Here is an 18,013-nt window from a genome sequence, read left to right on the forward strand (position 1 = left end):
CCCGCCGCAGCGGCCCGGCACGGCGGCGGCCGGGCCCGCCGGTCAGGGGCGGCCCGCGTGGAGTTCCAGCGGGCCGGTACCCGTGGCGCGGGCGGTGAGGCAGGCGGTGATCTGGCGCCGCAGGGCCGGTTTGACCAGGCCGGGGAGGTCCGCGGGGGCGACGGTGCGCCACTGGAGCAGCTCGGTCGGGTCCAGCCGGATCCGGGCGAGGGCGGGAGCGTCGAGGACGCCGCCGTCGTAGAGGAAGCGGATGCGGGCCGGCCGCCCCGCCTTGTGGGACCAGTTCACGGCGAGCAGGCGGCCCGGGGCGAGGTCGAGGCCGAGTTCCTCGTGGACCTCCCGGCGGGCGGCGGCGCGCGGGATCTCGCCTAGGTCGCTGTCGATGCCGCCGCCGGGCAGGTTCCAGCGGTCGGTCCGGCCGTACGCGGGCTGGACCAGCAGGATCCGGCCCTCGGAGTCGGTGAACAGGACGCTCGCCGCGGTCACGGCCTTGGGACGGTTGGCCCGGTGGCTGGCCGGGTCGAGGGCGCCCGAGTGTTCCAGGGCGGCGCGCCGGGCCGGGTCCAGACCGGCCGGGGAGCCCGGCTGGGGCACACCGCCGACGAGGTGGGCGAAGGACCCGGTGTGCAGGGCGGCCAGAGCGGCGCGCAGCCGGGGCGCGATCCGGGCGGGCAAGGCCGCGGCGGCCTCGTCCGGCGTGAGCCAGCGGGCCCCGCCGGCCCCGCCGTCGGCGAAGGAGATCGCCCCGGCCTGCTGCGGCGACAGCGGCCCGACGAGGTGGACGTGCACGATCAGGGCGCGGCCGGGCAGGCCGGGCCGGCCGGGCGGCCGGGAGTCCACCGCCAGCAGCCGGCCCGCCGGGAGCGCCAGGTCCAGCTCCTGCCGCAGCCCGCGGGCCAGACCTTCCTCCGGGGTCTCGGTGTCCTCGACCAGGCCGCCCGGAAGCCTCGGGTCCGCCCGGTCCGGGGCGGTCAGTACGAGGACCCGCCCGCGCGGGTCCAGAACGATCGCGGTGGCGGCCACGAGCGGCGCAAGCCGGTCGGCGCGGTCCGTGCGCACCGCGCCGGGAGAGGGATGGTCGGGCACGGCGGGCTCCTGGGGATCGGGTCGTCGGCCACGAGCACTATGCCGGGCCGCGGCGGGTGGCCCGGCGCCGACATGCGGGCTCAGGCGCGGGCCAGCAGCAGGCCGCCCATGGTGACCATGGTCGCAGCGACGAACCCGTCCATGATCCGCCAGGCCGCGGGGCGGGCGAGGAGGCCGCTGAGCAGCCGGGCCCCGTAGCCCAGCCCGGCGAACCAGATGAGGCTGGCCAGCCCGGCGCCGACGCCGAAGGCCCAGCGCAGGTCGCCGCGGTCGGCGGCCAGGGAGCCGACGAGCAGCACGGTGTCCAGGTAGACGTGCGGGTTGAGCCAGGTCATGGCCAGGCAGGTCAGCACGGCCCGGCGGGCGGACCCGGTCGTGGCTCCCTCGGTGCTGAGGGCGGCGCCCGGGGCGGGCCGCAGCACCCGCCGCGCGGCGAGGACCCCGTAGCAGACGAGGAACCCGCCCCCGGCCAGGCCGACCACCGTCAGGGCGGCCGGCCAGGCGGTGACGAAGGCGCCGACGCCCGCCACGCCGAGGGCGATGAGGAGCGCGTCGGACACGGCACAGATGGCGACCACGGCGAGTACCGCGTGGCGGCGCGCGCCCTGGCGGAGGACGAAGGCGTTCTGCGCGCCGATGGCGACGATGAGGGAGAGTCCGGTGCCGAAGCCGGCGAGGGCCGCGGTGACGATGCCGTAGTTCATGGCTCCGACCGTAGGCAGCGATGCATGTTCAGTACAGCTAAAGATTTTTACGTACCATTAGCGCTCGTGATGGACGAGCTTCCCCTGGACCAGGTGCGCACGCTGCTCGCCGTGGTGGACGAGGGCACCTTCGACGCGGCGGCGGCGGCCCTGCACGTGACCCCCTCCGCGGTCAGCCAGCGGGTCAAGGCGCTGGAGCAGCGGACCGGTCGGGTGCTGCTGATGCGGACGAAGCCGGTGCGCGCGACCGAATCCGGGGAGGTGGTGGTCCGCTTCGCCCGGCAGCTGGCCCGGCTGGAGCGCGACGCGCGCGCCGAGCTGGGGATGGCCGAGGGGATGGGTCCGGTGCGGCTGCCCATCGCGGTGAACGCGGACTCCCTCGCCACCTGGTTCCTGCCCGCGCTGACACGGGTGCCGCAGGATCCGCCGGTCTGCATCGAGCTCCACCGCGAGGACGAGTCGCACACGACGGCGCTGCTGCGGGAGGGGCAGGTGATGGCGGCGGTGACCTCCTCGCCCGATCCGGTGGCCGGGTGCAGCGTCCGTCTGCTGGGCCTGGCCCGGTACCTGCCGACGGCGAGCCCCGCGTTCGCGGCCCGGTACCTGACGGGGGACCCGGAGCGGGACCTGCGGGAGGCGCCGACGATCGTGTTCGACCGGAAGGACGACCTCCAGGACGCCTTCGTCCGGGCGCTGACCGGGGGCGCCGCGTCCGGTGCGGGGCCGGTGCGGCACCACATACCGACGTCGGAGGGGTTCCGTGACGCGGTGGTCGCGGGGCTGGGCTGGGGACTGGTGCCGGAACAGCAGTCGGCTCCGCTGGTGCGCTCGGGGAAGCTGGTGCTGCTGGAGCCGCTGCGGCCGATGGACGTGCCCCTGTACTGGCAGCAGTGGCGGCTGGACTCGCCGGCTCTGGCGACGGTCGCGCACGTGATCGCGGCGGCGGCCCGGGAGGCGCTGCGCAGCCCTTCGGCCTGACCGGCGGGACACCGCCTAAGCTGCGGACCATGGAGTCCTACACGATCGGCCAGGCGGCGCGGCTGCTCGGCGTCAGCGTCGACACGGCCCGCCGCTGGGCCGACGCAGAACGGTTTCCCACCCACCGGGAGGGCACGCGGCGGATGGTGGACGGGCCCGACCTGGCCGCGTTCTGCGTCGAGGCCGCGCAGGAGAGCGCCGAGGGCGAGGAAGCCGTGTACACCTCGGCCCGCAACGCCTTCCCGGGCATCGTCACCGGGGTGAAGCTGGGCACGGTTGACGCACAGGTGGAGATCCAGGCCGGGCCGCACCGAGTCGTGTCGCTGCTGACCCGGGAGGCGGTGGAGGAGCTCGGGCTGGAGGTGGGCGCGCGGGCCACGGCGCGGGTGAAGTCGACGAGCGTGTTCATCGACCGGGTCTGATCCGGGCTCCGCGGAAGGCTCCCCGACCGGAGACCGCGCAGGCCGGTGGCGGTGAGCCCGGGCGGAGGCGGTCCGGCGGCGATGGCAGACTGGCCGCTGTTCCGCCGAAGGGGAGTACGCCGTTGTCCATGTTCAGCAACCTGCGCCGGGTCGTGCGCCGCAGCTACCGGCGGGCCGTCGACCTCAGCCACCCGGCCCGCTCGCCGCTCGGCAGCGCGGTGGTCAACTGCGTGATCTACCGGGACGGCGTACGCCAGGACGACTGCGCCGAGGTGGAGGAGGCGCTGCGCCGGGTCCGCAAGACGGGCGACGGCTTCGTCTGGATCGGCCTGCACGAGCCGCCGAGGTCGGAGCTGGCCGGGCTGGCGGAGCTGTTCGGCCTGCACCCGCTCGCCGTCGAGGACGCCGTGAACGCGCACCAGCGCCCCAAGGTGGAGCGCTACGACGACACGCTGTTCTCGGTCTTCAAGACGGTCCGCTACGTGGAGCACGAGGAGCTGACCGCGACCAGCGAGGTGGTGGAGACCGGCGAGCTGATGGCCTTCACCGGCCAGGACTTCATCATCACCATCCGGCACGGCGGCCGCGGCACGCTGGGCCCGGTCCGCGAGGAGCTGGAGGCCGCCCCCGACCAGCTGGCGCACGGACCCGCGGCGGTTCTGCACGCCATGGCCGACCACGTGGTCGACGACTACGTGGCCGTGACGGACGCGGTGCAGAACGACATCGACGCCGTGGAGACCGCGGTGTTCAGCGAGGCCGGCGGCCGCGGCGACGCCGGACGGATCTACCAGCTCAAGCGCGAACTCCTGGAGCTCCGGCGGGCGGTGGGGCCGCTGAGCCGCCCGCTCCAGCAGCTGGCCACGCAGCCGATACCGGTCATCCCGCCGGAGACCCGCGCCTACTTCCGGAACGTGGCCGACCATCTGACCCGGGCCACGGAGCAGATCGGCGCCTATGACAACCTCCTCGACTCCATCCTCCAGGCCCACCTCGCGCAGGTGACCGTGGCCCAGAACGAGGACATGCGCAAGATCACGGCCTGGGCGGCGATCGTCGCCGTCCCGACCATGGTCTGCGGTGTGTACGGCATGAACTTCGACCACATGCCCGAGCTGCACTGGACCTACGGCTACCCGCTGGTCCTCGGTGTCATGGTGCTCGCCTGCTTCGTCATCCACCGGGGCTTCCGGCGCAACGGCTGGCTCTGACCGTCCCCCTTCCCTCCTCCTGCGGAAACACCGGTGAGGCGGTCCCGGGGCCCCGGATAGGGTCCGCCCATGGCCGGAGATCAACTGGGGAAGGGCGGGGCGCACATGGAACGGGCATCGGCGGAGCCGGTATCGGCGGAGCGGGACGGCGGCGGGGCGCGGGACGGGCTCGCCGGTGAGCGGGTCCGGCTGGAGCCGCTCGCCCACCGGCACCACGAAGGTCTGTGCGAGGCGATCCGGGACGGGAAGCTGTGGGAGCTCCCCGTGACGATCGTCCCGCACCCGGACGAGGTGCGCGGCTTCATCGACGACGCCCTGGCGGCGCGGGCGCAGGGCACGCAGATCGCGTACGCGACCGTGGACGCCGCGACGGGCCGGATCGCCGGCTCGACCCGGCTCATGGCGATCAGCACCCCCTTCCGGCGGCTGGAGATCGGCTTCACCTTCCTCGGCGCGTCCTGGCAGGGGACGGGCCTGAACACCGAGGCCAAACTCCTCATGCTCACCCATGCCTTCGAGGCGATGGGGATGAACCGCGTCGAGCTGCTCACCGACGTGCGCAACAGCAGGTCGCGGGCGGCGATAGCGGGGCTCGGTGCGACGCACGAAGGAACCCTGCGCCACCACATGGTGATGCGCGACGGATGGATCCGCGACACCGCCGTCTACAGCATCACACGGCCCGAATGGCCGGACGCCAAGCGGGTGCTGACGGACCGTCTTACCCGGCGACGCTGACCGGATCGCGGTATTCCCAAGGGACGCACGGGTCTTGAGCTGTCATCAGCTCTGGTAGTAAAGTTTCCTAACGAAGCCGGGACGCCTCAACCACCCCATGGAGGCCTTGTGTTCACCCCCCACCGCAAGATGCTGGCGATCGGCGCACTGCTCGGCAGCGCGCTGCTCGCCGTCCCCGTCGCCGCCCACGCCACCGCGGCCCCCGCCCCCACGGCGGAGACCTCGGTGGCGGCGGCCGCAGGACTCGACGATCCGGCGAAGAAGGAGATCGCCATGAAGATCGTCTCCAGTGCGGAGAACTCCTCGCTGGACTGGAAGGCTCAGTACAAGTACATCGAGGACATAGACGACGGCCGCGGCTACACGGCCGGCATCATCGGATTCTGTTCCGGCACCGGCGACATGCTCGACCTCGTCGAGCACTACACCCAGGTCAAGCCGGGCAACGTCCTCGCCAAGTACCTCCCCGCCCTGCGCAGGGTCGACGGCAGCGACTCGCACGCCGGCCTCGATCCGAACTTCACCAAGGACTGGGCGAAGGCCGCCCAGGACGCCGAGTTCAGGAAGGCCCAGGATCACGAGCGCGACCGGGTCTACTTCAACCCGTCCGTGAACCAGGGCAAGGCCGACGGGATCGGCGTGCTGGGTCAGTTCATCTACTACGACGCCATCGTCATGCACGGTGACGGCACCGACTCCACCAGCTTCCGCAACATCCGCAAGCGCGCCCTGTCCAAGGTCAGGCCCCCGTCCCAGGGCGGCAACGAGACCGCCTACCTCAACGCCTTCCTCGACGCCCGGGTCTGGGCGATGAAGCAGGAGGAGGCGCACAGCGACACCAGCCGGGTCGACACCGCGCAGCGGGTCTTCCTGAAGAAGGGCAACCTGAACCTCAATACGCCGCTCGACTGGAAGGTCTACGGGGACTCCTTCCACATCGGCTGACGGTTCGGGCCGCCGCGGCGCGGGGGCGGAATGCTCCTTTCCGCCCCGGTTCGCGGCGGCCCAGGCTGCAGTGAGGTAACGATCTGTGAGCCGACCCGGCCGCCTCCTGCGCCACAGGTCCGTGAACACCCCGGACATAGAGGGCTTTTCGTCACCTGCAGGCAGTCCTGCACCCCACAGGGGGCCTTCCGTCCCACCTGAACGCGGCCCATTTCGTCACGCCTTGTGGTCAAAGGCGCTCCGTGGGTGTCAAGTGACGCCAGATACCAGTGTGTTTGGCCGGAGAAGCGAAGGAAAGTTCCCATTCTGGCGTCTTGTGAACTCGCTTGACCGCGCCGTAAAGGGGGCATAAGTTCTGCCCCGGCTTGCTCCAGCAGGACGGGCCCGACGATCGTCCTCTGGGGGGACCCTCATGAACCACTACACCGATGTTCTGAAGAAGTACGCCGTCTTCTCCGGCCGCGCGCGCCGCCAGGAGTACTGGATGTTCACCCTCTTCAACGTGGGCATCGTCCTCGTCCTCGCGATCCTCGACTTCGCGCTGGGTACCTACCCGCTGCTCGTCGGCCTGTACTTCCTCGGCACCCTGGTTCCGAGCCTGGCGCTCACCGTCCGTCGTCTGCACGACCTCGGCAAGTCCGGCGCCTGGTACTTCATCGCCTTCGTTCCGTTCATCGGCGGCATCTGGCTGCTCGTCCTGACGGCCACCGCGGGTCAGCCGCAGCCGAACCAGTACGGCCCGGACCCCAAGGCCCTCGTCGCCTGATACGACGTACAGGCCTGATCATGGCCTGAATGCCTGAGCGCCGCCCCCGGCCGGGAACAGCCGTGGGCGGCGCTTTCGCCATTCCGGGAGCCCGCGTGACATGCGTCTCCCGGACTGGCGGCAGGGGGCTGTCCAGAGCGGCCCGATCACGAGATATCTTGATGTCGAGCAATGTTGCAGACGAGAGACGCAGACTGTGGAGCGGAGCATCCGGTGACTGACTCGACCATCATCTACACGCACACTGACGAGGCCCCGGCCCTCGCGACGTATTCCTTCCTGCCTGTGATCCAGGCGTACGCGTCGACGGCCGGTGTGAATGTCGAGACCCGTGACATCTCCCTGGCCGGTCGGATCATCGCCGTCTTCCCGGAGTACCTCCAGGAGAGCCAGCGGATCGCCGACGCCCTCGCCGAGCTCGGCGAGCTGGCGAAGACCCCGGAAGCCAACATCATCAAGCTTCCGAACATCTCGGCCTCGATCCCGCAGCTCAAGGCCGCGGTCGCCGAGCTCCAGGGCCAGGGCTACGCCCTCCCGGACTACCCGGACGACCCGAAGACCGACGAGGAGCGCGACATCCGCGCCCGCTACGACAAGGTCAAGGGCAGCGCCGTCAACCCGGTCCTGCGCGAGGGCAACTCCGACCGCCGCGCCCCCGCCTCGGTCAAGAACTACGCCAAGACGCACCCGCACCGCATGGGCGCCTGGACCACCGAGTCGAAGACGAACGTCGCCACCATGGGCGAGAACGACTTCCGCTCCACCGAGAAGTCCACCGTCATCGCCGAGGCCGGCACCCTGCGCATCGAGCACGTCGCCGCCGACGGCGCCACCACCGTGCTGCGCGAGTCCGTACCGGTCCTCGCCGGTGAGGTCGTGGACGCGTCCGTCCTGCACGTCGACGCGCTGCGCACCTTCCTCAACGACCAGATCGAGCGTGCCAAGGCCGAGGGCGTGCTGTTCTCCGTGCACCTCAAGGCCACGATGATGAAGGTCTCCGACCCGATCGTCTTCGGCCACGTGGTCCGCGCCTTCTTCCCGAAGACCTTCGCCCGCTACGGCGAGACCCTCGCCGCCGCAGGCCTGTCGCCCAACGACGGTCTGGGCGCCATCCTGAACGGTCTGGGCGCGCTGCCCGACGGCGACGCGATCAAGGCCTCCATCGACGCCGAGATCGCCGAGGGCCCGGCCCTCGCGATGGTCGACTCCGACAAGGGCATCACCAACCTGCACGTGCCGTCCGACGTCATCGTCGACGCCTCGATGCCGGCCATGATCCGCACCTCCGGCCACATGTGGGGCCCGGACGGCGCCGAGGCCGACACCCTCGCCGTCCTCCCGGACAGCAGCTACGCCGGCGTCTACCAGGTCGTCGTCGACGACTGCCGCACCCACGGCGCCTTCGACCCGTCCACCATGGGCTCGGTCCCGAACGTCGGTCTCATGGCCCAGAAGGCCGAGGAGTACGGCAGCCACGACAAGACCTTCGAGATCGCCGCCGCGGGCACCGTTCGCCTGGTCGACGCCGCGGGCAACACGGTCCTGGAGCAGGAGGTCGCCGCCGGCGACATCTTCCGCGCCTGCCAGACCAAGGACCTGCCGATCCAGGACTGGGTCAAGCTCGCCGTCACCCGCGCCCGCGCCACCGGCGTCCCGGCCGTCTTCTGGCTGGACGAGACCCGTGCCCACGACGCGCAGCTGATCGCCAAGGTCAAGACCTACCTCGCCGAGCACGACACCGAGGGCCTGACCATCAAGATCCTCTCCCCGGTCGAGGCCACCGCCTTCTCCCTGGAGCGCATCCGCCGCGGCGAGGACACCATCTCGGTGACCGGCAACGTGCTGCGTGACTACCTGACCGACCTCTTCCCCATCCTGGAGCTGGGCACCAGCGCCAAGATGCTGTCGGTCGTCCCGCTGATGAACGGCGGCGGCCTCTTCGAGACGGGCGCCGGCGGCTCCGCCCCGAAGCACGTCCAGCAGCTGGTCAAGGAGAACTACCTGCGCTGGGACAGCCTGGGCGAGTTCTTCGCGCTGGCGGCCAGCTTCGAGCACCTCGCGACCACCACCGGCAACGCCCGCGCCCAGGTGCTGGCCGACACCCTGGACCGCGCGACCGGCACCTTCCTCAACGAGGACAAGTCGCCGAGCCGCAAGCTGGGCGGCATCGACAACCGCGGCAGCCACTTCTACCTCGCCACCTACTGGGCGCAGGAGCTGGCCAAGCAGACCGACGACGCCGAGCTGGCCAAGGCCTTCGAGCCCGTCGCCAAGGCGCTCTCGGAGCAGGAGGAGACCATCGTCGCCGAGCTCGTCGCGGTGCAGGGTTCCCCGGCCGAGATCGGCGGCTACTACCAGCCCGACGCCAAGAAGGCCGCGGCGATCATGCGCCCGTCCGCGACCCTCAACCAGGCGCTCGCCCTCCTGGGCTGACGCCGGCCGTCGTACCCACGCGTCCGTGACGACGTGATCCGCTCCGCCCCGGTCGGCCTCGTGCCCGGCCGGGGCGGAGCCGTGTCCCGCTCCGGGGCCTGCTGGCCCGGGAGTGGACCCTGCGCTAGCGTTCGGGATCGGTGACCCGGGGGCGTGCCGGGCGCCCCGCCGCGGGCCGGCCGGGACTGTACCGAAGCGCTCTGGGGGTTCTGTGGCACGCCGTTCCGACACGTCCTGCGCCGGTATCGGATGCGCGGGGCTCCTGCTCGTGACGTTCGTGCTGCCCACGGTCGGCTATCTGCTGGCGGTGCCGCTCGCGCTGCCCGACCTGCTGGCGGAACAGACTCCGCCGCAGCAGTTGCACGGCTTCGGCCAGTACCTGATCGTCCATGCCGTCCCGGTCGTCGTGGCCCTGCTGCTCGCACTGTTCGCGAGCCGGCGCCGGGCCTTCGTATGGTGGCTGGTCCCGGCCCGGGCGGCGGCCCTGCTCGCTCTCGTGGCCGGGGCGCTGTGGTGGACGGAGGGCCGGATCGGGGACCACCCGGTGTGGAACGTCCGGGCCACGGCCGAGAGCATGGCCGCCGGGCTGGTGGCGCTCGCCTTCGTCGTGGCGGTCCGCCGCTGGGACGCCTCCCGCGGCGGCCCGGTCGCCACCGCCGCCGCCCGCCCGCCGGCACCGGGAGAGATCTGGCTGGCCATGGTGCCGCTGCGCGAGGACCCGGCCCGGCAGCTGCGGCACTACTGCGTGGTGCTGGCCGTCCACCCCGGTCATGCGGAGGTCGCCCAGATCACCACCAAGGACAAGGACGGGCGCACCGACCACATCCGGATACCGAATGACGGCTGGGACAAGGCATCCGGCCGCGCCCACTGGGTGGAGTACGGTCGGCCGCCGCGCCGGGTCGACTACGGGATGTTCCTCAAGTCCCGGCCGCAGGGCCGATGCCCGGCCCCGGTGTGGCGCAGGCTCAGCCGACAGCTGGGCTGACGTAGAACCGGAGTGTGGCAGCGCCGTTGCAGCGCCGTGGCGGGGCTGTGGCGGCGGTGTGCCGCCCGGGTGACGGGAACAGTGCGGTCCGCGGCGGGCGCAAGGAGGCCCGGAGCCCGTGGATCACAGCCGGTGGATGCGTTCCTGTTCGAAGGCCAGCGGGGAGCGACCGGCCGCCAGGATCCGTAATCCCGGTGCCACGGCCAGCAGGTTCCGCAGCCAGGCCAGGGCGTCCGGGCCGAGCTGCTCCGCGCCGTCCAGGACCAGCAGCATGTCGCGTTCCGCCAGCCACGAGGCGGCGTTCGCCGTGCCGCAGGAGCGTGCGGGCATACCGGGTACGGAGCCCAGTTCGGCCGTCAGTTCGCGGACGCCGTAGCCGCCGTGGAGCGGGTTCATGGCGACGACGGCCACCCCGTCGTAGAAGTTGGACGAGATCCGCCGCGCGATCTCCCGCACCAGCAGGCTCCGCGGCTCGCGGAACGCTCCCGCCACGGTCAGCACGCGCCCCCGGCGGACGGCGGTGAGCAGCCGGGACATCTCGGCGGACGTCGCCGGCAGCGTTCCGGTCGACCCTTTTTCCCTCATCGACCCGGCTTCCCCCATGGCCCCGGATTCCCTCATCGGCACGATGCCCCCCATTGCATGCGTGACCAAGCGCGGCAACAGGGTTTCTTCGCGCCGCGTGACGACGATTATGCGCCACTTGTGCCGTAAGGCTAGGGGAATGTCGCATTCCGACGAACGGCTTCGCTGCAGCCCAGGTCGGGACCTCGCGCGCCGCGCCGGACGGGCGGCGTAGTTCCCGTCATCGGTGTGACGTACGTACCCGAACCCTCGTGCCCGGGAACGGTTGTCGGGGAGCCGGGTCATGGGCTCTACTGCTGTGCAGCCCCCATCGGGGGCATATTCGCGGGAGGGACCAGAATGACAGCGGACCGGCGAACGGACCGGCGAGCACAGCGTCGTACGGCACGGCGGGCACAGCGCACCGGCCGAAGCGCCGGTCCCGTGTCGCACCGGCGCCGACCGGCCGTCCGGGGACGCAGGCCACTGCTCGCCCTGCTGCTCTCCGCCTTCTTCCTGGTCGGTGTCTGCACGGCCACCGGAATCGCCTGGGACCCCCGCAACGAGGTTTCCGCGCAAGGGGCTTCGGCCCCCGGCGCCGGTCTCCCGTCCTCCGCCGCAACCGCAGCAGCGCCCGGCGCACCCGGCGAGGCCACCGCGCAACCCGCCGAGCCCCCGGCGCCCACCCGCGGCGCGGCCGCCAAGGGCAACCCCGAGGGCGCGATGGACTCCGGGGCCGAACGCCCCACCGGCGCCCTGCCCTTCGACATGCCCCGGCCTGCCGACCTGCGCACCGGCGAAGCGGGCAAGAAGCTGGTGTTCGCCCACTACTTCACCCCATACCCGCTCTCCCTCGACAACGCGGCCGCGGACAGGGACTACTACACCCGCAACTACCTCAACCCCGACGGCGAGAGCGGCAAGCACGGGCGGTACGGCGGCCTGCTGCGCGACCGGCCGCTGCCCGTGCCCCCGAAGAGCGGCGACTGGGAGTACGCCAACCTCCAGCAGGAGGTGCGCACGGCCCGCGCGGCGGGCATCGACGGCTTCACCCTCGACCTGCTCTCCCTCTCCGGCAGGAACTGGGACCGCTGCAACCTGCTGATGGCGGCGGCCCGCTCGGTGGACCCGGCCTTCAAGATCATGCTGATGCCGGACATGACCTCGCTGAAGACCGACGACCCCGCGGTGCTCGCGGACGCGATCGCCACGCTCGCCGACGCCTCCGCCGCACACAGGCTCCCCGACGGCCGGCTCGTGGTCTCCCCCTTCAAGGCGGAGGAGAAGAGCGTGGCCTGGTGGACCGAGGCCATCGCCCTCCTCAAGTCCAGGCACGGCATCCGCACCGCCTTCGTCCCGCTCTTCCTCGACTTCGGCGCCCACAGCGGCGAGTTCGCCCCGATCAGCCACGGCTTCTCCGAGTGGGGCAGCCGCAGCTACGTCGGCCAGGAGAGCTCCACGCGCGACGTCCGGCGGGCCCACGACATGGGCAAGATCTGGATGCAGCCCGTGTCCGTCCAGGACGCCCGCCCCAACCAGGGCATCTACGATGAGGCGGGCAACACCGCGACCCTGCGCTCCACCTGGACGCGCGCCATCGAGGACGGCGCCGACTGGGTGCAGCTCACCACCTGGAACGACTACTCGGAAGGCAGCCAGTTCGCCCCCTCCCTGCACAACGGCCACGCGTACCTGGACCTCACCTCGTACTACCTGACCAGGTTCAAGACGGGCAGCTGGCCGAAGATCGTCCGCGACACCCTCTACCTCTCCGCGCGCACACAGTTCGCGGACGCCGACCCGACGGGCGACCAGTCACTCGTGATGTCCCTGCGCAAGGGCAGCGCACCGCCCCGGGACAAGGTGGAGGTGCTCAGCTTCCTCACCGGACCCGCAGCCGTCCGCACCACCGTCGGAACCGTCCGGGGCAGCCACGAGGCCCCCGCCGGGATCCACTCGCAGCTGCTGCCGCTGAAGGCCGGCACCAGCTCGGCCCAGGTCGTACGGGCCGGAAAGACAGGGGTGCAGGTCGATCTGCCGTACCGCGCGGACCACAGGGTGGAGGTGCAGGACCTCCAGTACTACGCGGCGACCAGCGGACGGGAGAACTGAACCCCCGGCACGGCGACACCCGACGCACGTCACCCGGGCGGCCGAGCGGGTGCACACCGGCCGGTCCGGGGCCCGCGCCCGTGGAGGGCGCGGCCGGGATCGCCGACCTCGCCGCGCGGCCGTACGGCCAGCCGCTCGCACACGGGCGCCGGGCCCGCGGCGGCGGTCTACCGGCATCGGTGGCGGCGGGAGATGATCCGGGGGAGAACAGCCCCGCATCCCCGGAGGAGCAGTGACCGACCCGATACGTCCCGCCGGTGCCGATCGACCGGCCGGGCTTCCCGCCGGACCCGCCGGCGAGTTCCCCGGCGGGCCCGCCCTGTTCCACCTGGACCCCCGCGTCGCCCATCTGAACCACGGCTCCTTCGGCGCGGTCCCCGTCCCCGTCCAGGAGACCCAGGCCGCGCTCCGCGCCGAGGCGCACGCCGACCCCGACGCCTTCTTCATCGCCGTCCCGGACCGCCTCGCCGCCGCCCGCGCCCGGATCGCCGGGCACCTCGGCGCCGACCCCGACGGGATCGCCTTCATCGCCAACGCCACCGAGGGCGCCAACCTCGCCCTGGACGCCGTCCCGCTCGCCGACGGCGACGAGATCCTGGTCACCGACCACGGCTACGGCACCGTGGTCGCCGCAGCCGCCCGCCGCGCCCCGGTCACCACCGTCAACCTGGATCCGCGGCTTCCTGACGAGGACGCCGTACGGGAGACCGTGCTGGCCGCGCTGACCCCCCGTACACGGGTGGCCGTACTCGATCACGTCAGCTCGCCCACCGCCCGGATCATCGCCTCCCCACGGCTCCTCGCGGACCTGCGCGAACGCGGGGTCACCACCGTCGTCGACGGAGCCCACGCCCCGGGCATGCTCGCCGACCCCCTCGCGGGCGGCGCCGACTTCTGGTTCGGCAACCTCCACAAGTGGGGCTACGCGCCCTCCGGCAGCGCGGTCCTCGCCGTCGCCCCGCAGCACCGCCGCCGGATCCGGGCGCTCGTACCGTCCTGGGAGGACCAGCACGGATTCCCCCGCTCCGTCGAGAACCGCGCCACCGCCGACTACACCGGCTGGCTCGCCGCCCCGGACGGGCTGGACCTGCTCGAACGCCTCGACGCGGCCAAGGTCCGGGCCCACAACAGCGCGCTGGCCGCCCATGGAGCGGCCCTGCTCGCCGAACTCCCCGGGATCACCCCGCTCCCGCACGGCGAGGCCCTCGCCATGCGCACCCTGCGCCTGCCGCCCGGCGTCGCCGAGACCCCCGACCGGGCCCGCGAACTGCGCGAGCTGATCGCGGCCGAGCAGGGCATCCGCGTACTGATCTGGCCCTGGCCGGGCGGCGGCGGCATCCGCGTCTGCGGCCAGATCTACAACCGCCCCGAGGAGTACGAACGCCTCGCCGCCGCCCTCCCGTCCTGCCTCAGCCGCGCCTGAGCAGGTACGTGTCCATGATCCAGCCCTTGCGGGCGCGGGCCTCGGTGCGCAGCTCCTCGATCCGCCCGGCGACCTCCGCCAGCTTGCCCGAGACCAGGATCTCGTCCGGGGTGCCCACGTAGGCGCCCCAGTAGATGAAGAGGTCCTGGTCCAGGTGGGCGGTGAAGGCGTGCCGCGCGTCCAGCATCACCACCACGTCGTCCACGTCGTCCGGCCAGCCCTCGGCCAGCCGGCGGCCCGTGGTGATCTGGACCGGGCGCCCGACCCGGTTCAGATTGGTCCGGTGCCGGGCCAGCAGCGCCGAGATGCTGCTGATGCCGGGCACGACCTCGTGCTCGAAGGCCACCCGGCCGCGCTCCAGAACCTCGTCGAGGATCGCGAGCGTGGAGTCGTAGAGGGAGGGATCGCCCCAGACCAGGAACGCCCCGGTCTCGCCGTCCGCCAGGTCCTCCGCGATGAACCGCTCGAAGAGCCCGGCCCGCGCGCTGCGCCAGCCGTCCACCGTCGGGGTGTAGTCGGCGGGGGTCCGGTCCCGGTCCGGGTCGCGGCCCTCCACCAGCCGGTGGCCGGGGCGGGCGTGCGCGTCGAGCATCGCGCGCCGCAGCCCGGTCAGATCCGCCTTCTCCTCGCCCTTCTCCAGAATGAGGAATGCGTCCGCCGCGCCGATCGCCCTGACCGCCTGGAGGGTCAGATGGTCAGGGTCGCCCGCGCCGATACCGATCACTGAGAACTTCTTCACCGGGCTATTGTGCCCATCATGCGAGCCGCCCTGTTCGTCACCTGCGTCAATGACGCGCTGTACCCGCGGACCGGCATCGCCGTCGTACGCCTCCTGGAGCGGCTCGGCGTCGAGGTGGACTTCCCGGCGGCCCAGAGCTGCTGCGGGCAGCCGCAGTACAACACCGGCTACCGGCACGAGACCGAACCCCTGGTGCGGCGCACCGCCCAGGCCTTCGCGGGACACGAGTACGTGGTCACCCCCTCCGGATCCTGCGCCGCGATGATCCGCGAGCACTACCCGCGCATCGGCCAAAAGGCGGCGGCGGAGGGGCGCGGCGGCGAGCTCGCCGAGGCGGCCGCCTCGCTCGCACCGCGCGTGTACGAGCTCACCGAGTTCCTGGTTGACGTACTCGGAGTGACCGACGTCGGCGCGTACTTCCCGCACACCGTCACCTACCACCCCTCCTGCCACGGCCTGCGCGGCCTGGCGCTCGGGGACCGGCCGCGGCGGCTGCTGGCCGCGGTCAAGGGCTTGGACCTGGTCGAGCTGCCGGGCGCCGAGGAGTGCTGCGGCTTCGGAGGCACCTTCGCCGTCAAGAACCCGGACGTCTCGACCGCCATGGGCACCGACAAGATCGCGGCCGCGGCCGGCACCGGCGCCCGGGTGCTGTGCGGCGCCGACAACTCCTGCCTCGCCCACCTCGACGGCCTGCTGCGCCGCGCGGACAGCCCGCTGCGGACCCTGCACCTCGCCGAGATCCTGGCCGCGACCGAGGAGGAACCCGCGCGATGACCGGGCCGACGGACACGTACCTGGGCATGCCCGCCTTTCCGGCCGCGGCCCGCGAAGCCGTACGGGACGGGGTGCTGCGTGCCAACCTCCGCCGCGCCACCCACACCATCCGGGACAAGCGCGCGCGGGCCGTCGCCGAACTGGAGGACTGGGACCGGCTGCGCGCGGCCGGCCGGGCCGTCAAGGACCACACGCTGCGCCATCTCGACCACTACCTGCTCCAGTTGGAGGAAGCGGTCACGGCGGCCGGCGGCACCGTCCACTGGGCCGCCGACGCGGACGAGGCCAACCGGATCGTCACGGACCTGGTCCGCGCGACCGGCGAGCGCGAGGTCGTCAAGGTCAAGTCGATGGCCACGCAGGAGATCGGGCTCAACGAGGCTCTGGAGGCCGCCGGGATCGCCGCCTGCGAGACCGACCTCGCCGAGCTCATCGTGCAGCTCGGCCACGACCGCCCCTCCCACATCCTGGTCCCGGCCATCCACCGCAACCGTGCCGAGATCCGCGACATCTTCCGTACCGAGATGGGAAATTGGGGCCGCCCGGCGCCCGACCCGCTCGGCGACGACCCGCGGGAACTCGCCGAGGCGGCGCGCCTGCACCTGCGCGAGAAGTTCCTGCGCGCCAAGGTCGCCGTGTCCGGGGCCAACTTCATGGTCGCCGAGACCGGCACGATGGTCGTCCTGGAGTCCGAGGGGAACGGCCGGATGTGCCTGACCCTGCCCGACACCCTGATCTCCGTCGTCGGCATCGAGAAGGTCGTCCCGACCTTCCGCGACCTGGAGATCTTCCTCCAGACGCTGCCGCGCTCCTCGACGGCCGAGCGGATGAACCCGTACACCACCATGTGGACCGGGACCACGGACGGCGACGGGCCCTCCGCCTTCCACCTCGTCCTCCTCGACAACGGCCGCACCGACACCCTCGCCGACGAGACCGGTCGGCAGGCCCTGCGCTGCATCCGCTGCTCAGCCTGCCTCAACGTCTGCCCCGTCTACGAACGGGCCGGCGGGCACGCCTACGGATCCGTCTACCCCGGCCCCATCGGCGCGATCCTCAGCCCCCAACTCCGAGGAACCGGCAGCGGGATCGACGCCTCGCTGCCCTACGCCTCCACCCTGTGCGGGGCCTGCTACGAGGTCTGCCCGGTCGCCATCGACATCCCCGAGGTCCTCGTCCACCTCCGCGAGCGGGTGGCCCAGGGCGGCCCGGTGACCCGCGACGGCATCCGGGTCACGCTCCGCCCCGCGGACGGCCACACCGCCGAACGGGCCGCCATGCGCGCCGCCCGGCTGCTCCTGGACCACCCGGCCGCCCTGCGCGCGGGCGAGCGCCTGCTGGCCCGGGCCCGGCGCCTGGCGCCCCGCCGGCTCCCCGGAGCGGGGCGGGCCTGGACCGACAGCCGCGAACTGCCCACCGTACCGGCGGAGTCCTTCCGCGACTGGTGGGCACGAGAACGGGGGAACGCACAGTGAGCAGCAAGGACCGCATCCTGGGCCGGATCCGGCGGGCCGTGGCCCCCGCGGCGCCCGCGGCGGGCCCCGACCCCGGGATCGTGCGGGACTACCTCCGCGTGCACGGCACGCGCACACCGCAGGAGCGGGTGGACCTGCTCGCGGCCCACCTCGCCGAGTACCGGGCCGTCGTCCACCGCACGGACGAGCAGCGCCTGCCCGTGCTGCTCGCGCGGCTGCTCGCCGAGCGGGGCGCACGGTCGGTGCTGGTCCCGCCCGGGCTGCCCCCGCACTGGCTCCCGGCCGCGGACCCCACCCGTGTTCCCACCCGTGTCCCCGACCGGGCCTCCTCCACCGCGCACGAACTGGACCGGGTCGACAGCGTGGTCACCGGCTGCGCCCTGGCCGTCGCCGAGACCGGCACGATCGTCCTCGACGCCGGACCGGACCAGGGCCGGCGCCGCATCACCCTGATCCCGGACCACCACATCTGCGTGGTCCGCGTCCCGGACCAAGTGGTGGACTCCGTACCGCAGGCCCTGCCGCTCCTCGACCCGACCCGCCCCCTGACCTGGATCTCCGGGCCCTCGGCCACCAGCGACATCGAACTCGACCGGGTGGAGGGCGTCCACGGCCCCCGCACCCTGGAGGTGGTCCTCGTTGGCACACAATGAGG

17 protein-coding genes are annotated in these 18,013 nt (G+C 72.4%); 13 read left to right on the forward strand and 4 right to left on the reverse strand.

All coding sequences use genetic code 11. The features are described 5' to 3' along the window. Positions 1-42 precede the first annotated feature (42 nt). Positions 43-1,086: an NUDIX hydrolase gene (locus ACWGE1_RS14640; protein ID WP_453420854.1), complete on the reverse strand. Its 1,044-nt coding sequence runs from the start codon at positions 1,084-1,086 to the stop codon at positions 43-45. An 80-nt stretch (positions 1,087-1,166) separates the two neighbouring features. After that, positions 1,167-1,790: a LysE/ArgO family amino acid transporter gene (locus tag ACWGE1_RS14645; protein ID WP_453420855.1), complete on the reverse strand. Its 624-nt coding sequence runs from the start codon at positions 1,788-1,790 to the stop codon at positions 1,167-1,169. Between the two features lie 69 nt (positions 1,791-1,859). Here ACWGE1_RS14645 and ACWGE1_RS14650 point away from each other — a divergent pair, with 69 nt between their 5' ends. From ACWGE1_RS14650 to ACWGE1_RS14685, 8 genes are all read left to right on the forward strand, one after another. Next, complete coding sequence (locus tag ACWGE1_RS14650) at positions 1,860-2,768, forward strand: LysR family transcriptional regulator ArgP (RefSeq protein WP_453420856.1); 909 nt, start codon at positions 1,860-1,862, stop codon at positions 2,766-2,768. 29 nt (positions 2,769-2,797) lie between these two features. Continuing rightward, on the forward strand, positions 2,798-3,190 hold the full coding sequence (locus ACWGE1_RS14655) for a TOBE domain-containing protein (protein WP_453420857.1): 393 nt from the start codon (positions 2,798-2,800) through the stop codon (positions 3,188-3,190). A 128-nt stretch (positions 3,191-3,318) separates the two neighbouring features. Then, a complete protein-coding gene (corA, locus tag ACWGE1_RS14660) occupies positions 3,319-4,401 on the forward strand; it encodes a magnesium/cobalt transporter CorA (protein ID WP_453420858.1) in 1,083 nt (360 codons plus the stop codon). A 69-nt stretch (positions 4,402-4,470) separates the two neighbouring features. Continuing rightward, positions 4,471-5,139 carry a GNAT family N-acetyltransferase gene (locus ACWGE1_RS14665; RefSeq protein ID WP_453420859.1) on the forward strand — a complete coding sequence of 223 codons (669 nt, stop codon included), beginning with the start codon at positions 4,471-4,473 and terminating at the stop codon, positions 5,137-5,139. A gap of 129 nt (positions 5,140-5,268) precedes the next feature. Beyond that, positions 5,269-6,084, forward strand: a complete 816-nt coding sequence (locus ACWGE1_RS14670) for a chitosanase (RefSeq protein ID WP_453420885.1) — start codon at positions 5,269-5,271, stop codon at positions 6,082-6,084. A 412-nt stretch (positions 6,085-6,496) separates the two neighbouring features. Further along, positions 6,497-6,850, forward strand: coding sequence for a DUF805 domain-containing protein (locus tag ACWGE1_RS14675; protein ID WP_453420860.1), 354 nt, complete (start codon positions 6,497-6,499; stop codon positions 6,848-6,850). A 213-nt stretch (positions 6,851-7,063) separates the two neighbouring features. Next, complete coding sequence (locus ACWGE1_RS14680) at positions 7,064-9,283, forward strand: NADP-dependent isocitrate dehydrogenase (RefSeq protein ID WP_453420861.1); 2,220 nt, start codon at positions 7,064-7,066, stop codon at positions 9,281-9,283. A 211-nt stretch (positions 9,284-9,494) separates the two neighbouring features. Next, positions 9,495-10,271, forward strand: a complete 777-nt coding sequence (locus ACWGE1_RS14685) for a hypothetical protein (RefSeq protein ID WP_453420862.1) — start codon at positions 9,495-9,497, stop codon at positions 10,269-10,271. 123 nt (positions 10,272-10,394) lie between these two features. Here the strand turns inward: ACWGE1_RS14685 and ACWGE1_RS14690 are convergent, their stop codons facing one another. Beyond that, positions 10,395-10,856 (reverse strand): hypothetical protein, encoded by a 462-nt coding sequence (locus tag ACWGE1_RS14690; protein ID WP_453420863.1) that lies wholly within the window; start codon positions 10,854-10,856, stop codon positions 10,395-10,397. A gap of 423 nt (positions 10,857-11,279) precedes the next feature. Between ACWGE1_RS14690 and ACWGE1_RS14695 the strand changes: the two genes are divergently transcribed. Both ACWGE1_RS14695 and ACWGE1_RS14700 read left to right on the forward strand, forming a co-directional pair. Continuing rightward, entirely contained in the window at positions 11,280-12,947 is a 1,668-nt protein-coding gene (locus tag ACWGE1_RS14695; RefSeq protein WP_453420864.1) for a glycoside hydrolase family 71 protein, read from the forward strand. A gap of 232 nt (positions 12,948-13,179) precedes the next feature. Then, the gene (locus ACWGE1_RS14700; protein WP_453420865.1) at positions 13,180-14,370 is read left to right on the forward strand and encodes an aminotransferase class V-fold PLP-dependent enzyme; all 1,191 of its coding nucleotides are present in this window, start codon (positions 13,180-13,182) and stop codon (positions 14,368-14,370) included. On the opposite strand, the gene cobF is transcribed toward ACWGE1_RS14700, so the two are convergent. Further along, on the reverse strand, positions 14,357-15,109 hold the full coding sequence (gene cobF, locus ACWGE1_RS14705) for a precorrin-6A synthase (deacetylating) (RefSeq protein ID WP_453420866.1): 753 nt from the start codon (positions 15,107-15,109) through the stop codon (positions 14,357-14,359). The two genes, ACWGE1_RS14700 and cobF, sit on opposite strands and share 14 nt — an antisense overlap. A gap of 18 nt (positions 15,110-15,127) precedes the next feature. On the opposite strand from cobF, the gene ACWGE1_RS14710 reads away from it, so the two are divergent. The 3 genes from ACWGE1_RS14710 to ACWGE1_RS14720 are packed head-to-tail and all read left to right on the forward strand — an operon-like array spanning position 15,128 to position 18,011. Then, positions 15,128-15,883 (forward strand): (Fe-S)-binding protein, encoded by a 756-nt coding sequence (locus ACWGE1_RS14710; protein WP_453420867.1) that lies wholly within the window; start codon positions 15,128-15,130, stop codon positions 15,881-15,883. After that, positions 15,880-17,358, forward strand: coding sequence for a lactate utilization protein B (locus ACWGE1_RS14715; RefSeq protein WP_453420868.1), 1,479 nt, complete (start codon positions 15,880-15,882; stop codon positions 17,356-17,358). The genes ACWGE1_RS14710 and ACWGE1_RS14715 overlap by 4 nt, the downstream gene beginning before the upstream one ends. Beyond that, positions 17,355-18,011, forward strand: coding sequence for a LutC/YkgG family protein (locus tag ACWGE1_RS14720; protein WP_453420869.1), 657 nt, complete (start codon positions 17,355-17,357; stop codon positions 18,009-18,011). Before ACWGE1_RS14715 ends, ACWGE1_RS14720 begins: the two co-directional genes overlap by 4 nt. The last annotated feature ends 2 nt before the right edge of the window (positions 18,012-18,013 follow it).

The organism is Streptomyces sp. NPDC054932, assembly GCF_053610205.1.